The organism is Kineococcus gypseus (assembly GCF_050871305.1).
Lineage (GTDB): Bacteria > Actinomycetota > Actinomycetes > Actinomycetales > Kineococcaceae > Kineococcus > Kineococcus gypseus.
The window spans coordinates 55,596-70,490 of the sequence record NZ_JBJLRD010000004.1 but is presented as its reverse complement, the minus strand read 5'-3'; the positions used below and the strand labels follow the sequence as shown (position 1 = coordinate 70,490).

The window sequence follows — 14,895 nt, the reverse complement described above, 5'->3', positions numbered from 1 at the left end:
CTGGAGGACCCATGTCCCAGCACTCCTCGACGCCCCTGCCCGCGGAGCTCGCCGTCGGCACCGAGGCGCCGGACCGCAACCTCGCCATGGAGCTGGTGCGGGTGACGGAGGCCGCGGCCATGGCCGGCGGGCGCTGGGTCGGGCGCGGGGACAAGAACAAGGCCGACGGCGCCGCGGTCAACGCGATGCGCACCCTCATCAGCACCGTGAGCATGAACGGCACCGTCGTGATCGGCGAGGGCGAGAAGGACAACGCCCCGATGCTCTACAACGGCGAGCGGGTCGGCGACGGCACCGGCGCCGAGTGCGACGTGGCGGTGGACCCGATCGACGGCACCACCCTGACCGCGCGCGGCATGCCCAACGCGGTGGCGGTGCTGGCGGTGGCCGAGCGCGGCACCATGTACGACCCCAGCGCGGTCTTCTACATGGACAAGCTCGTCGCCGGCCCCGAGGCCGCCGACGTGGTGGACATCCGCCTGCCGGTGAAGGAGAACGTGCGCCGCCTGGCGCGGGCGAAGAACCGCTGGGTGGAGGACATCACCGTGTGCATCCTGGACCGCCCGCGCCACGCGCGGCTGGCCGAGGAGGTGCGCGACGCCGGCGCGCGCATCAAGTTCATCACCGACGGCGACGTGGCCGGCGCGGTGATGGCCGCGCGCGAGGGCACCGGCGTGGACCTGCTCATGGGCGTGGGCGGCACCCCCGAGGGCATCATCGCGGCCTGCGCGATGCACTGCCTGGGCGGCACGATCCAGGGCCGGCTGGCCCCGCGCGACGACGAGGAGAAGCAGAAGGCGATCGACGCCGGCCACGACCTCGAGGCGGTGCTGGACACCTCCGCGCTCGTGGCCAGCGACAACGTCTACTTCGTCGTCACCGGCATCACCGACGGCGAGCTGGTCGGCGGGGTGCGCTACCGCGGCGACACGATCAGCACCTCCAGCATCGTCATGCGCAGCAAGTCCGGCACGATCCGCCGGGTGGAGTCCGAGCACCGCCTGTCCAAGCTGCGCGCCTACGCGGCCGTCGACTTCTCCGGCCCGCGCTGATGGCGCGCGCCCTGGTCGTCGGCGAGTCCCTCGTCGACGTCGTGCGCGCCGCCGACGGCTCCACCGCCGAGCACCCCGGCGGCAGTCCGCTCAACGCCGCCTACGGCCTGGGCCGGCTCGGGCACGAGGTGACGCTGCTGACGCGCCTGGGCGACGACGAGCACGGCCGGCTGCTGCGCGAGCACCTGGCGGCCGGGCCGGTGCACCTGGCGCCGGGCGCGGTGGACGAGCTGCCCACGTCGGTGGCGCGCGCGCAGCTGGACGAGCGCGGCAGCGCCACCTACGAGTTCGACCTCGACTGGCGCCTGCCGGCCGCCCCCCTGCCCGCCTCGCTCGACGACGTCGACGTGGTGCACACCGGCTCGATCGGGGCGGCCGTCGAGCCCGGTGCCGGGCAGGCGCTGGAGCTGCTGCACGCCCGGCGCGGCAGCGCGACCACCAGCTACGACCCCAACGTGCGCCCGGCGTTCCTCGGCTCGCCGGCCGAGGGCCTGGTGCGGGTGGAGGCGTTCGTGGAGGCCGCCGACGTGGTCAAGGCCTCCGACGAGGACCTGCGCTGGCTGTGCCCGGGCGAGGACCCGGTGGACGTGGCGCGGCGCTGGCAGCGGCGCGGGCCGGCGCTGGTGGTGGTCACCCGCGGCGGCGAGGGCGCGGTGGGCGTGGCCGGGGCCGGGGTGCTGCGGGTGCCGGCGCCGCCGACGCGGGTGGTGGACACCGTCGGCGCCGGCGACGCCTTCACCTCCGGGCTGCTGCACGCGCTGGCCGGTCACGGGCTGCTGGGCCCGGCGGGCGCGCGGGCGCTGCGCGCGCTGCGCCTGGACGCGCTGCAGGACGTGCTGCGCACGGCGGTGCGCGCGGCCTCGATCACCTGCTCGCGCGCGGGCGCGAACCCGCCCACGCGCGCGGAGCTGGACGCCGCCTGAGCCCCGCCCGAGCCGCCTGAGCCCCGCCCAGCCCGCCCGGGCCGGGGTTCAGCCGCGCCGGGAGCGCCGGGCGAGCGGGGAGGGGCGCAGCAGGGCGCCGACGCGGGCGGCGCGCCGGCCGGCCGAGCGCACGGCGGCGGAGCGGCGGGCCAGGTCGGCGCGCACCGCCTCGGCCGCGCCGGCCACGGCGTCGGCGGAGCGGCCCAGGCGCGCGGAGCGGTGCAGCTCGTCGCGGTAGGTGCGCCGCAGCAGCACGGCGCGGTCCAGGGCCGCGGGCACCGGCGCCAGGCCGGCGGGCGCCAGGGTCAGGCGGGCGGTGTGCCGGGCGGTGGGGCCCAGGCGGCGCTTGTAGCCCTCCTCGCCGCGCATGAGGTCCAGCTCGGCGTACCCGGACAGCAGGGCCCGCCGGCGCACCCGCAGCAGCAGCAGCGTGCCCGGGCCGGTGGCGGCCACGTCGGCGCGGTAGGCCTGCACGTAGCCGTGCAGGGCGCGCGGGCCGGCCAGGCACAGGGCGTAGGCGACGAGGCGGCCGTCCACGCGCAGGCCCGACAGCTGCACCAACCCGCGCGGGGCGGTGCGCAGGAACTGCGCCAGCGTGCGCCCGGGGGCCCCGCGCCACGGCTGGCGCCGGCGCGCGGCGCGCGGGTGGGCCGCGTCCACGGCGGCCAGCTCGGCCAGCAGCAGCGACAGGCGCTCCTCGGCGGCGTCCGGGTCGTCCTCGCGCAGCTCCGCCAGCCCGTCGAGCAGGTCGTCGGCGACGACGAGCTCCCCGCGCTCGGCCAGGCGGCGCCACTGCCGGCGCTCCTCGTGGCGGGCGTGCCGGCCCAAGGCGGCGTCGTGCTCGGCCACGGTGGCCGGCAGGCGCACCGCGTGGACGGTGGCCTGGCGCAGCCGGCGGGCGGAGTAGCCGCGCGCGCCGGCCCACTCGCGGGCGGCGTCCAGCAGCGGGTCGTCCTCGAGGACCTGCTCGAGGTCGAACAGGGCGCCGGGCACCTCGGCCAGCACGGCGTCCAGGACGGCGGCGTGCAGCCGCGCGCAGGGCACGGGGCTGTCGGGGTCGGTGGGCACCGAGGCGTAGTCGCTGCCCCCGGCGCCCAGCAGCGTGACGACCGGGCGGCTGCCGCCGGGCCCGGCGGCCAGCACCGCGAAGGCGCCCAGGGCCAGCAGCCGGCCCTGGCGGCGCACGAGCACCAGCAGCGGCTCGCCCGCGCCGAGGTGGGTGTGCACCGCGCGCAGCCAGTCCGGCCCGCAGAACGGCGGGTGCCCGCCGCGCACGGCCAGGGCGCGCCACTCGGGCACCGGCGCGCCCTCCAGGGTGCGGCGCACCGAGACCTGCAGGCCCTCGGCCGGCTCGTGCACCAGGGCCAGGTCGCCCACGGCGCGCGGCGCGGGCACGAGGGCACCGGGAAGCGCGTCCACCGGCACGCACCCGCCTCTCGCCCGCCCCCGGCCGCCGGGAGGACGGCCTCGTGGCGGGCACCTTAACCGGGCGGCGGCGCCGGTGGGGCGCGGCCCGCCCGGCTCCCTCCGACCGCTACGCCGGGTGAGGAGAGCTCACCCGGCGTGGCGGCCCGGGGGTCCTGCGGCGCTCAGGCCGGGACGCGCTCACCGCCGCTGCGCTGCTGCTGCGCCCGCTCCAGCGAGCGCCTGCGCAGCGCCTCGGAGGTCTCGGCGATGCGGCGGGCCCGCTCCTCGTCGCGGGTGAGGTTCAGGCCGCTGCCCGGGTCGAAGACGTGCATGCGGCGCGGGTCGAACCACAGCCGGGCGGTGTCGCCGTCGCGCACCCCGCTCATCGCGTCGAGCGTGACCACGAGCTGGCTGCGCAGGCTCTCGCCGTCGAGCTCGCGGTCCAGCTCGGCGAGCTGCGCGCGCGTCTCGGCGGCGGCCTCGAAGGGCACGTACGCGTACAGCTCGTTGCCCAGCCACTCGGTGACGTCGACCTGCGCCTCGAAGGTCACCGCCCCGGCGGGGGCGTCGGTGACGTCCGCGTCGTCGAAGTGCTCGGGGCGCACGCCGACGATGAGCAGCTCGCCCTCGTGCTCGGCGCCGACCGCGGCCGGCCTGGGCACCTGGCAGAAGGGCAGCTCCAGGCGGTCCCCGCGCACCCGGGCGGGCAGGAAGTTCATCGGCGGGGAGCCGATGAAGCCGGCCACGAAGAGGTTGACCGGCTGCTCGTACAGCTCGCGCGGGCTGGCGACCTGCTGCAGCACGCCCTTGCGCAGCACCGCCACGCGGTCGCCGAGGGTCATCGCCTCGGTCTGGTCGTGAGTGACGTAGATCGTCGTGGTGCCCAGCGAGCGCTGCATGCGGGCGATCTCGGTGCGCATCTGCCCGCGCAGCTTGGCGTCGAGGTTGCTCAGCGGCTCGTCGAAGAGGAACGCCTTGGCGTCGCGCACGATGGCGCGGCCCATGGCCACGCGCTGGCGCTGGCCGCCGGAGAGGTTCGCCGGCTTGCGGTCCAGGTGCTCGTTCAGCTCGAGCATGTCCGCCGCGCGGCGCACGCGCTCGCGCACCTCCGCGTCGGGCACCTTCGAGTGGTTCAGCCGCAGCGGGAAGGCGATGTTCTCCGCCACCGTCAGGTGCGGGTACAGCGCGTAGTTCTGGAACACCATCGCCAGGTCGCGGTCGCGCGGGGCCAGGTCGTTCACGCGCCTGCCGTCGATGAGCAGGTCGCCGTCGGAGATGTCCTCCAGGCCGACGACCATGCGCAGCAGAGTGGACTTCCCGCAGCCGGAGGGGCCGACGAGGATGACGAACTCGCCGTCGGCGATGTCCAGGCTCACGTCGTTGACGGCCGGGAAGCCGTCGCCGTACCTCTTGACGATGTTCTTCAGCTCGATGCGTGCCACGATCGGTTCCTTTCAGCCCTTGACGGCGCCGTTGGTGAGGCCGGCGACGATGCGGCGCTGGAACACCAGCGCCAGCAGGACGACCGGGATGGTGACGATCACGGCGGCCGCCGAGATGGCGCCCGTCGGCTGGACGAAGTAGCTGGAGCCGGTGAAGGAGCTCAGGGCGGCCGGCACCGGCTGCGCGTCGGAGGTCGACGTCAGCGAGATGCCGAACACGAAGTCGTTCCAGGCGATGAAGAAGGCGATGATCGCCGTGGTGAACACCCCGGGCGCCGCCAGCGGCACGATGACCTTGCGGAACGCCTGCCAGCTGGTGGCCCCGTCCACCTGGGCGGCCTGCTCCATGTCCCACGGGATGCCGCGGAAGAAGGCCGACATCGTCCAGATGGAGATCGGCAGCGTCAGCGCCAGGTACGGGATGATGAGGCCCGGGATGGTGTCGTAGAGCCCGATGCGCCGCCACAGGTTGAACAGCGGGGTCACCATCGTGATGACCGGGAACACCGCGACGGCCAGCGCGCTGGTGAGCACCAGGCGCTTGCCGGGGAAGTCCAGCCGGGCGATCGCGTAGGCGGCGAACATGGCCAGCACCACGGCGATGAGGGTGGCGACCAGGCACGTGATGATGGAGTTGCGCAGCGCCGGCAGGAACAGCTCCGAGCCGCTGCCGGAGAAGATGCCGCTGTAGTTCTCCCCCGTCCAGCGCGTGGGGAAGAACCGCCGGTTCGACAGGTCCGACTCGGACTTGAAGCTCATCGAGACGATGTAGACGACGGGCACGATCGCGTACAGGACGATGAGCAGCGCCCCGGCGTACCAGCCGGCCTTCTCCCTCGTGGACATCCCACCCATGTCAGCCCTCCCCGCGGGCGCGCGCCAGGTCCACCTTGAAGACCCTGATGGCGATGAAGCAGATCAGCAGGACGCAGACGAACAGCAGCACCGAGACCGCCGAGCCCAGGCCGATCTCGAGCCGGCTGATCGTCTGGTTGTACGCCAGGGCGGAGACCGTCTGCGTGCCGGCGGCGCCCTGCGTCATGATGTAGACGTTGTCGAAGATGCGGAACGCGTCCAGGGCGCGGAACAGCAGGGCCACCATGATGGAGGCCTTCATGTTCGGCAGCGTCACCCGCCACAGCCGTTCCCACGCCGTGGCGCCGTCCACCTTGGCCGCCTCGATGGTGTCCGAGGGCACCTGCGCCAGGCCGGCCAGCAGCAGCAGCGAGATGAACGGCGTCGTCTTCCAGATCTCCGACAGGCAGATGACCAGCAGCGCCGTCCACTTGTTCGCGAACCAGTCGAAGTCCTCGCCCACGCCGGGCACCACGGCGTTCATGAACCCGGTGGTCAGGGCGAAGGCGTACTGCCAGGCGTAGGCCGACACGACGGTGATGACCGCGTAGGGCACGAGGATGGCCGTGCGCACGATCGGGCGCAGCCAGCCGAGCACCCGGTGCATCACCATCGCCAGCGCGAAGCCGAGCACCAGCTCGACGGCCACCGTCACCACGGTGATCAGCGCGGTGTTCGCCAGCGCCTCCCACCACAGCGAGTCCGTGAGGATGACGCCGTAGTTGCGCAGGCCCACGAACTCGCGGTCGGCCGGGGCGGTGAGCCGGAAGCTGAACAGCGACTCGTACAGCGCCTGCAGGATGGGGTAGCCCGTGACGAGGACGAGGATGACGAACGCCGGCCCGGCCAGGTACCAGCCGAGCCGGGCCTCGGCGCGCGACTTGTCGCTCTTGCGCGCCCGGGTGCGCTTCGTCCCCCTCGGGTCCGCGGCGACCTCCGCGCCGAGCGGGGTGGCGGTGGTGCTCACAGCAGCTTCTCCCCTCTCAGGACCTGCTGGATGTACTCCTGCGACCGTTCCGGCGTGGCCTCGCCGACGGAGGAGACGGGCTGCCACTGGTCGGCGATGCCCTGGCTGACCTCGTTGTAGTAGGCGGTCTGCGGCCGAGGTGCCGCCGCCTCCAGCGAGGCGCGGATGGTGTCGTACATCGGGTACGCCTCCTGCACCTGCGGGTCGTCGTACACGGACTCCAGGGCGGCGGGGTTGCCGTCGGAGACCATGTAGGCGGCCTGGTTCTCCTCCGAGACGATGCACTGCAGGGCCTCGAACGCCAGGTCCGGGTTCTCGGAGAAGGCGCTGACCCCGATGTCGATGCCCCCCAGCGGGGGGGCCGCCGGTGTGCCGGCCTCCATGGCCGGGTACGTCGTCCAACCGTAGTCGTCGAAGATCGCCTGGTCCATGGTGCCGCCCTCGGCGGCGGCCCTGCCCTGGGCGTAGACGAACGGCCAGTTCACCATGAACGCCGCGCCGTCCTGCTGGAAGAGGTTCGCGGTGCCCGCCTCGTCGCGGTTGTCCACGCCCGGGCCGGTCACCCCCGCCTCGTCCATGGCCGCCATGACCTCCGCCGCGGCCCGGCCGGCCCCGCTGTCGATGCCCAGGCGGATGTCGGGCCCCTTGGCCTCGGGGTTCTCGATGACCTGCCCGCCGGCCGAGGCGATCATCGCGTTGACCCACACCGTCATGGACTCCGCGCGCTGGCCCTGCACGCCGATGGCGGTGCCCTGCGACTGCGCGGCGTCGATGAGCTGCTGCCACGTCACCGGCTGCGAGAGGTCCAGCCCGGCGGCCTCGGCCACCGAGCGGCGGTACCACAGCAGCTGGGTGTTGGCCCAGAACGGCGCGGCGACCAGCTCGCCCTTCCAGCTCGCGCCCTGCACGGCGCCCTGCACGACCCCCTCGGTGAAGGTCTGCTGCAGCTCCTCGGGGATCGGGGCCAGGAACCCCGCCTCGGAGGTCTCCGGCACGAACACCGGGTCCAGGCTCATCAGGTCGATCGAGGTGTCGTTGCCCGCCAGGCGCCGCATGAGCTGCTCGCGCTGCTGCGCGGCGTCGCTGGGCAGGATCGAGACCTCGATGGCGTAGGCGCCGCCTGAGTCGGCGCTGCACTGCTCCGCGATCCTCGCCTGACCGCCGTTGTCCGGGTTGACGTACCAGTTCAGCGTCGGCGCGCCCGTGGCCGCCGACCCGTCCCCGCAGGAGACCAGGCACCCGGCGGCGAGGACCGCCACCGCACCCGCCCCCGCTCTCCCGCGCCACCGACCTCCCACTGGCCCCACCTCCGACGTCGTCGTCGTGCGTAGCGTCCTGTGGTGCACTGCCTACACCCGGCGGCGGCCCGGGGGCCAGCCGGGGATCCGCCCGGGCACCGACCGTGAGCGGACCGTGATCAGCGCCGGGCACCCGCGCACCCGGCCCGGGCACCCGGCCCGCGCGCCGCCCGGCGGGCCCTTGGCAGGATGGGCCCATGGCCACTGACGACCGCACCGGCGCCCCCGCGGCGACCGGGACCGAGCAGCCCGCGTTCCGCGTCGAGCACGACACGATGGGGGAGGTCCGGGTCCCCGCCGCCGCCAAGTGGCGGGCGCAGACGCAGCGGGCCGTGGAGAACTTCCCCCTCTCGGGCACCCCGCTGGAGCGCGCGCACATCGAGGCGCTGGCGCGCGTGAAGAAGGCCGCGGCCCTGGCCAACGCCGAGCTCGGCGTGCTGGAGCAGGACGTGGCGCGCGCGGTGGCCGAGGCCGCCGAGGAGGTCGCCACCGGCCGCTGGGACGCGGAGTTCCCCGTCGACGTCTTCCAGACCGGCTCGGGCACCAGCTCCAACATGAACGCCAACGAGGTCCTGGCGACCCTGGCCACCGAGCGCCTGGGCCGCCCGGTGCACCCCAACGACCACGTCAACGCCTCGCAGTCCTCCAACGACGTCTTCCCCACCTCGGTGCACGTGGCGGCCACCTCGGCCGTGGTGAACGACCTGGTGCCGGCGCTGGAGCACCTGGAGGCCTCGCTGCGGCGCAAGGCGCAGGAGTTCGCCGGCGTGGTGAAGTCCGGGCGCACCCACCTCATGGACGCCACCCCCGTCACGCTGGGGCAGGAGTTCGCCGGCTACGCCGCGCAGGTGCGCCGCGGCGTCGAGCGCGTGCGGGGCACCGTGGTGCGGGTGGCGGAGGTGCCGCTGGGCGGCACCGCGGTGGGCACGGGCATCAACACCCCGCCCGGCTTCCCGCAGCGCGTCATCGAGCTGCTGGCCGCCGACACCGGCCTGCCGCTGACGGAGGCGGAGGACCACTTCGAGGCGCAGGGCGCGCGCGACGCGCTGGTGGAGCTGTCCGGGGCGCTGCGCACCGTGGCCGTGAGCCTGACGAAGGTGTGCAACGACCTGCGCTGGATGGGCTCGGGCCCGCGCACCGGCCTGGGCGAGCTGCGCCTGCCGGACCTGCAGCCGGGCAGCTCGATCATGCCGGGCAAGGTGAACCCGGTCGTGCCCGAGGCGGTGCTCATGGTGTGCGCGCAGGTCGTGGGCAACGACGCCACGGTGGCGTGGGCCGGCGCCAGCGGAGCCTTCGAGCTGAACGTGCAGATCCCCGTCATGGCCCGCGGGGTGCTGGAGTCCACCCGGCTGCTGGGCAACGCCGCGCGGCTGCTGGCCGACCGCACGGTCGACGGCCTGGAGGCGGACGTGGAGCAGTGCCGGCGCTACGCGGAGTCCTCCCCCTCGATCGTCACCCCCCTCAACCGCGTCATCGGCTACGAGGCGGCCGCGAAGGTCGCCAAGCACGCGGTGGCGCACGGCACCACCGTGCGCGAGGCCGTGGTGGCGCTCGGGCACGTCGAGCGCGGCGACCTCACCGAGGCCGAGCTCGACGCGGCGCTGGACGTGATGTCGATGACGGCGCCGAAGCCGGCCTGACACCCGCCCCGGCGCCCCGGCGCTGACGGGCGCCCGGGAGCACCCGCCGCGAGACTGGGCGGGTGCTCCCCCAGCTCCTCCTCGTCCTGCTGGGCGCGCTGGCCCTGACGATCGTCTCCTTCCGCCGCGGCTGGCAGGCGCCGCTGGTGCTGGCCGTGACGGGCGCGGCGGTCTCCTTCGTGCCCGGCCTGCCGCGCCTGGAGCTGCCGCCGGACGTCATCCTCTCCGTCGTCCTGCCGCCGCTGCTCTTCTCCACCACCACCGACTTCTCCTGGCGCGGCTTCGTGCGCCGCTGGCGCTCGATCACCGACCTGGGCGTGCTGCTGGTCGTGGTGACCACCGCGGTGGTGGGCGCGGTGGCCGCCTGGGCGGTGCCGTGGCTGGGCCTGGGCACCGCGCTGGTGCTCGCGGCGGTCGTCTCCCCGCCGGACGCGGTCACGGCGGTGGCGATCGGCGGGCGCCTGGGGCTGCCCGCGCGCGTGCTGACGACGCTGAAGGGCGAGAGCCTGGTCAACGACGCCGCGGCGCTGACGCTGTTCTCCACCGCCACGGCCGCGGTGGCCGGCACCGAGACCGTGATCGGGAACCCGGTGCTGTTCTTCCTCTTCGAGGCCGTCGGCGGGGTCCTGGTCGGCGCGCTGCTGGGCCGGGCGGTGCACGCGGTGCGCACCCGGCTGTGGAACCCGGCGAACATGACGGCGCTGGCGGTGCTGACGCCCTTCACCGCCTACGCGGTCGGCGAGGCGCTGGAGGTCTCCGGGGTGCTGGCCGTGGTGGCCGCGGGCTTCGCCCTCTCGCGCCGCTCGGTGCGCACCGTCTACGCCACGCGCATCGCCGAGCGCGACGCCTGGCACCTGCTGGACGTGCTGCTGGAGGCCTTCGTCTTCGCCTACCTGGGCCTGCAGTTCCGCTTCCTGCTGCAGGACGCCCTGGAGGGCGGCTCGAGCCTGCCCGCGCTGGCGTGGGCCAGCGCGGTCGTGCTGCTGGCCGTGGTCGTGGTGCGGGTGGCCTGGGTGACGGGCGGCGGGCTGCTCATGCGCCGGCTGCTGCGCGGGCGCTTCTCCCCCGGCGGGCGGCACTACAGCGCGCGCGAGGACCTGGTGATCGCCTGGACCGGGATGCGCGGGGTGGTCACGCTGGCCGCGGCGGCCGGCATCCCCGAGCGCACCGCGTCCGGCGAGCCCTTCCCGCACCGCGCCGACCTGCAGGTGCTGGCCTTCGCGGTGGCGGTGGGCACCCTGCTGCTGCAGGGCTCCACCCTGCCGGCGTTGATCCGGCGGCTGCGGGTGGAGGCGCCCGAGGAGCGCGAGTGGCTGGAGCAGCAGCGCGAGCGCGCGCGCGAGCTGGCCTCGCGCACCGCGCGCAAGGAGCTGAGCCGGGCCCGTGACGAGGCGCAGGACCCCGTGGACCGGCGCGTGGCCGAGCTGGTGCTGCAGCGCGCCGAGCAGCTGGCGGCGCTGCGCGCGGCCGAGAGCGCCGAGGACGAGGACGCCGCCGAGGGCCGGCGGGCCGCGCGCACCGGGGTGCAGCTGCGCCGGCGGATGATCGGCGCCCAGCGCGAGGCGCTGGTGGGCGCGCAGGAGGACGGCGCGGTCGCCGAGGAGGCGGTGCGCGAGCTGCTGGAGCAGCTGGACCTGGACGAGGCCGCGCTCTCGCAGCGCAGCTCCCCGCGCCTGTAGCCGGGCGGGGCCCGTCCGACGGACCCGTCGGACGGGCCGGGACGCGCGGAGGGCGCCGACCCGTGGGGTCGGCGCCCTCCGTGCGCGTCAGCGCGAGCGGGGCTCGTGCGTCAGCGCGAGTAGTACTCGACGACGAGCTGCTCGTCGCAGGTCACCGGGATCTGCTCGCGCACGGGCAGGACCTGCACGCGGGCGGTCAGCTGGTCGCGGGCCACGTCCAGCCAGCCCGGGATCTCGTTCTCGCTCCAGCCGCCCTCGGCGGCCACGATGAACGGGGTCTTGGTCTTGCTGCGCGCGGCGACCTCGACGACCTGGCCGGGCACGACGCGGAAGGACGGGCGGTCCACGCGGCGGCCGTCGACCACGATGTGGCGGTGCACGACCATCTGGCGGGCCTGGTAGATGGTGCGGGCGAAGCCGGCGCGCCACACGACCGCGTCCAGGCGGGTCTCCAGCAGCTGCACCAGGTTCTGGCCCGTCTTGCCCGGCTTGCGCTTGGCCAGGTCGTAGGCGCGGCGCAGCTGGGTCTCGCTGACGTCGTACTGGTAGCGCAGGCGCTGCTTCTCGCGCAGCTGCGTGGCGTAGTCCGACGCCTTCTTCTGCTTGCGGCCGTGCATGCCCGGCGGGTACGGGCGGCGGTCCATGTAGCGGGCGGCCTTCGGGGTGAGGGCCACCCCCAGGGCGCGGCTGATGCGCACCTTGGGACGAGCGTTGTTCATTCTTCCTCCTGATCGTAAGGTGAGCCTGACCTCAGTCGAGCAGGGCTCGACACGGCTGACGCCGGGAGGTCAGGACGATCGCGCTCCGAGGAGGGCACACGTGACCACGGGGACCACGGGGACCACGACACCGGGTGGGCCTTCGGAGCGCACCGGGTCCAACTGTACGGGCTGCGGGCACCAGCTCTCGACACCGGCCTGCGCGCCGGCGCGCACGAGCCCCGCCGAGTGGGCGCGCACCCTGGCGCGGGGCACCGTCCCGGGCACCCTGCACCTGCCGGCGGCGGAGCCGGGCTGCGGGCACCGCGCACCGGGCGCGCGCACCGGCGCGCACCCGGTGCAGCACCTGACCGACGCGCGCGGCGGGCTGCTGCTGCTCGTGGGCACCGGCGACGCCCTGCACGCGCGCCTGCGGGAGCTGGCCCTGGAGGCGGCCGGCGCCCCCGCGGGCGCCTCCGGGGTACCCGCGGCGCTGGACGTGCTCGACGTGCCGCCCGGGGGGGGGGGGGGGGGGGGGGGGGGGGGGGGGGGGGGGGGGGGGGGGGGGGGGGGGGGGGGGGGGCGGGGCCGGGGGGGCCGGCCGGCCCGCCCCGCGGCGCGCCGCGGGCCCGGCGGCGCGGCCGCGCCCCGCCCCGCCCCCCCCCCCCCCCCCCCCCCCCCCCCCCCCCCCCCCCCCCCCCCCCCCGGCCCCCCCCCCCCCCGCCGCCCCCCCCCCCCCCCCCCCCCCCCCCCCCCCCCCGGCCTCACACAGCGCCAGGGCCGTGCACAGCGACCAGCCACGTCGACCCTGCCGCTGGCCCCCCGATCAGCTGTCTGCACCTGGAGGACCTCTTGAAGCTTGTCAGCCCCCCGCCGTCCCTGGAAGGCTCGGGCACCACCCGCTCCACTGCTCGCACCCCCGGACGCAGGTATCGCCACCGCCGCACCGCACGCCTGGCGGCACTACCGCTCACCGCGGTGCTGTGCCTGGCGCCGGCGCTGACCTCCCCGGCCACCGCGCAACCCCTGCCCGACCCGACCAGTGGACCGGCCCTCCCGCAAGAGCATGACGCCGAGGTGTCTGAGGTGGGCATGAGCGGCGCCGCGGTCACCACGACTGCTTACGACCAGCGCGCCGCATGGACGCAGGGCCCTCCGCACGATGAGCAGGGGGACGAAGAGGTGGAGCACTGGTGGGACGGACTGTTGGCCTTCCTCACCGGTGACGACGCCGCCGAGGACATCGCGAATGAAGCTTCCACTAGTGACGACGCGCAGCCCACCACGGACGACGACGCTGGTCGCGAAGCGTCGATGAGCGGCACCGAGCACACCAAGCTGCCCAGCTCGCTGCGCATCCAGACCCTGGGCGACTCCATCGTGGACAACGACCTCGGCGGAGCGCGCCCGCAAGTGCAGCAGCTGCTGGAAGGCATCGGCGTCAACGTGCAGTGGGTCGGCACCTCCAACGCCTCCGGCCCGACCAGCTTGAGCAGCCGCGCCACGGACGCTCACTGGGGCGGGAGCATCGAGCAGATGCTGCCCAAGACGGCGCAGTGGGTGAAGGCCGCCGACCCCGACCTCGTCATGGTCAGCGCCGGCGGCAACGACGTCTTCCAAGGCAAGACCGCCGGGCTGGCGCAGCGCTGGCAGGAGTACCTGGACACCATCTGCCAAGCGGCGCCAGGCGTGCCGATCGTCGCGGCGACTAACCACCAGCTGCACACCAAGACCAAGGCGGCTGAGAACGCGGCCATCGCCGAGCACCTGAACCCGCTGATCGTCGCCAGCGACGACGAGGTCGCCGAGGGCGGCTGCACGGTGCGTGTCGTGGGCATGGCCGGCGCCATCTCCGACGACATGCTGCCCGACGACGTGCACCCCGACGAGGCCGGCTACGCCGCGATGGCCAAGCGGTGGTTCCCGGTGCTGCGTGAAGCCCTGAGCGACGTCACCACCGGCAACGACGAGCAGCACGCCGACGCCGAGGAGGCCACCCCTTCACGCGAGGACGGCGACGAGGGCTCCAACGCCTCGGAGCCCTCCCCGTCCGCGACCCGGTCCGCCGCCCGGTCCGCCAGGAGCGTCACGCTGGCCTCCCTGGCGCACGAGCCCTCGGCTGTGCAGGTCGACGCGGGCAACGTGAGGACCCCCAGCGACGGGATCTCGCGCGTCGCGCTGGTCGAAGGCGAGATGAACGGCTACAAGGTGCGCTCACCGCTGCCGGAGACGGACCAGCTCACCCTGAGCTACCAGGTGCGCGTCAGCAGCGACCTGCACGACGACGGCCTGACCACGGCGGAGATGAAGTGGCCAGGGCTGGCTGGCAAGCCGAACGACGAGAGCGGCTGGTACGGCTCTAGCGGCGGCACCTTGGAGCCGGATGCCTTCTCCGTGCGCCTGCACACGCGCAAGTCCAGCGAGGACAGCGTCGGCTACCCGCACGCCGACGCCTACGTCTACGCCCCTCGTGCGGCCGGCCAGAGCTACCGGCAGTGGGGCATCTCCGTGCCGCTGCGCGGTGGCGACGGGCAGCGCCTGCGCATCCCGACCGAGCGCTGGGTGCCGGTGAAGATCCAGGTGAGCACCAACACCGCCGGCAAGGACGACGGCGGCCTGGACGTGTGGCTCGACGGCGTGCACGCGGTCTCCATCGACGACGTGCGCTGGCGCGCGGCCGGCGTGGACACGCGGTGGAACCAGGTCATGGCCGAGACCTTCTTCAACCCTCCGGGCGCTCCGCAGGACAGCTACATCGACATCAAAGACTTCACCGTCAGCGCTTCCTGATCACGCGCGACGGCACCGGCGCCCGAGCGGGCGCGCACCTCGGTGAGCACCGCCCACCGCGCCTCAATGGCCCGCTCCAGCCCGCAGATGTCTCACGGGCCGCGGACTCCTCCCTCCGGCAGTGAGTTCGCGGCCCTTGACCCG

11 protein-coding genes are annotated in these 14,895 nt (G+C 74.7%); 5 read left to right on the top strand and 6 right to left on the bottom strand.

Going from position 1 to position 14,895, the window contains the following annotated elements:
* Positions 1-11 precede the first annotated feature (11 nt).
* A complete protein-coding gene (gene glpX, locus ACRYMN_RS02250; protein WP_432491536.1) occupies positions 12-1,052 on the top strand; it encodes a class II fructose-bisphosphatase in 1,041 nt (346 codons plus the stop codon).
* A complete protein-coding gene (locus ACRYMN_RS02245; RefSeq protein WP_432491534.1) occupies positions 1,052-1,975 on the top strand; it encodes a carbohydrate kinase family protein in 924 nt (307 codons plus the stop codon). Before glpX ends, ACRYMN_RS02245 begins: the two co-directional genes overlap by 1 nt.
* Positions 1,976-2,023: 48 nt before the next feature.
* Here ACRYMN_RS02245 and ACRYMN_RS02240 read toward each other — a convergent pair whose 3' ends face one another.
* The 5 genes from ACRYMN_RS02240 to ACRYMN_RS02220 form a co-directional block, all read right to left on the bottom strand.
* The gene (locus tag ACRYMN_RS02240; RefSeq protein ID WP_432491532.1) at positions 2,024-3,400 is read right to left on the bottom strand and encodes a GNAT family N-acetyltransferase; all 1,377 of its coding nucleotides are present in this window, start codon (positions 3,398-3,400) and stop codon (positions 2,024-2,026) included.
* 164 nt (positions 3,401-3,564) lie between these two features.
* On the bottom strand, positions 3,565-4,824 hold the full coding sequence (locus ACRYMN_RS02235; RefSeq protein ID WP_432491530.1) for an ABC transporter ATP-binding protein: 1,260 nt from the start codon (positions 4,822-4,824) through the stop codon (positions 3,565-3,567).
* A 12-nt stretch (positions 4,825-4,836) separates the two neighbouring features.
* Positions 4,837-5,670 carry a carbohydrate ABC transporter permease gene (locus tag ACRYMN_RS02230; RefSeq protein ID WP_432491528.1) on the bottom strand — a complete coding sequence of 278 codons (834 nt, stop codon included), beginning with the start codon at positions 5,668-5,670 and terminating at the stop codon, positions 4,837-4,839.
* Positions 5,671-5,680: 10 nt separating this feature from the next.
* Positions 5,681-6,646 (bottom strand): carbohydrate ABC transporter permease, encoded by a 966-nt coding sequence (locus ACRYMN_RS02225; RefSeq protein ID WP_432491526.1) that lies wholly within the window; start codon positions 6,644-6,646, stop codon positions 5,681-5,683.
* The gene (locus ACRYMN_RS02220; RefSeq protein ID WP_432491524.1) at positions 6,643-7,905 is read right to left on the bottom strand and encodes an extracellular solute-binding protein; all 1,263 of its coding nucleotides are present in this window, start codon (positions 7,903-7,905) and stop codon (positions 6,643-6,645) included. Before ACRYMN_RS02220 ends, ACRYMN_RS02225 begins: the two co-directional genes overlap by 4 nt.
* A gap of 236 nt (positions 7,906-8,141) precedes the next feature.
* On the opposite strand from ACRYMN_RS02220, the gene ACRYMN_RS02215 reads away from it, so the two are divergent.
* Both ACRYMN_RS02215 and ACRYMN_RS02210 read left to right on the top strand, forming a co-directional pair.
* Positions 8,142-9,584 carry a class II fumarate hydratase gene (locus tag ACRYMN_RS02215; RefSeq protein ID WP_432491522.1) on the top strand — a complete coding sequence of 481 codons (1,443 nt, stop codon included), beginning with the start codon at positions 8,142-8,144 and terminating at the stop codon, positions 9,582-9,584.
* Between the two features lie 62 nt (positions 9,585-9,646).
* Positions 9,647-11,263, top strand: a complete 1,617-nt coding sequence (locus ACRYMN_RS02210; protein ID WP_432491520.1) for a Na+/H+ antiporter — start codon at positions 9,647-9,649, stop codon at positions 11,261-11,263.
* Positions 11,264-11,373: 110 nt separating this feature from the next.
* Here ACRYMN_RS02210 and rpsD read toward each other — a convergent pair whose 3' ends face one another.
* Positions 11,374-11,982: a 30S ribosomal protein S4 gene (rpsD, locus tag ACRYMN_RS02205; RefSeq protein ID WP_432491518.1), complete on the bottom strand. Its 609-nt coding sequence runs from the start codon at positions 11,980-11,982 to the stop codon at positions 11,374-11,376.
* Positions 11,983-13,053: 1,071 nt separating this feature from the next.
* Here rpsD and ACRYMN_RS02200 point away from each other — a divergent pair.
* The gene (locus ACRYMN_RS02200; protein WP_432491516.1) at positions 13,054-14,751 is read left to right on the top strand and encodes a GDSL-type esterase/lipase family protein; all 1,698 of its coding nucleotides are present in this window, start codon (positions 13,054-13,056) and stop codon (positions 14,749-14,751) included.
* Positions 14,752-14,895 lie beyond the last annotated feature (144 nt).

Bases quoted from the DNA above. Each gene is read 5' to 3' on its own strand.
- glpX (WP_432491536.1), top strand. From the start codon at position 12: ATGTCCCAGCACTCCTCGACGCCCCTGCCCGCGGAGCTCGCCGTCGGC.
- ACRYMN_RS02245 (WP_432491534.1), top strand. From the start codon at position 1,052: ATGGCGCGCGCCCTGGTCGTCGGCGAGTCCCTCGTCGACGTCGTGCGC.
- ACRYMN_RS02230 (WP_432491528.1), bottom strand. From the start codon at position 5,670: ATGTCCACGAGGGAGAAGGCCGGCTGGTACGCCGGGGCGCTGCTCATC.
- ACRYMN_RS02215 (WP_432491522.1), top strand. From the start codon at position 8,142: ATGGCCACTGACGACCGCACCGGCGCCCCCGCGGCGACCGGGACCGAG.
- rpsD (WP_432491518.1), bottom strand. From the start codon at position 11,982: ATGAACAACGCTCGTCCCAAGGTGCGCATCAGCCGCGCCCTGGGGGTG.
- ACRYMN_RS02200 (WP_432491516.1), top strand. From the start codon at position 13,054: ATGAGCGGCGCCGCGGTCACCACGACTGCTTACGACCAGCGCGCCGCA.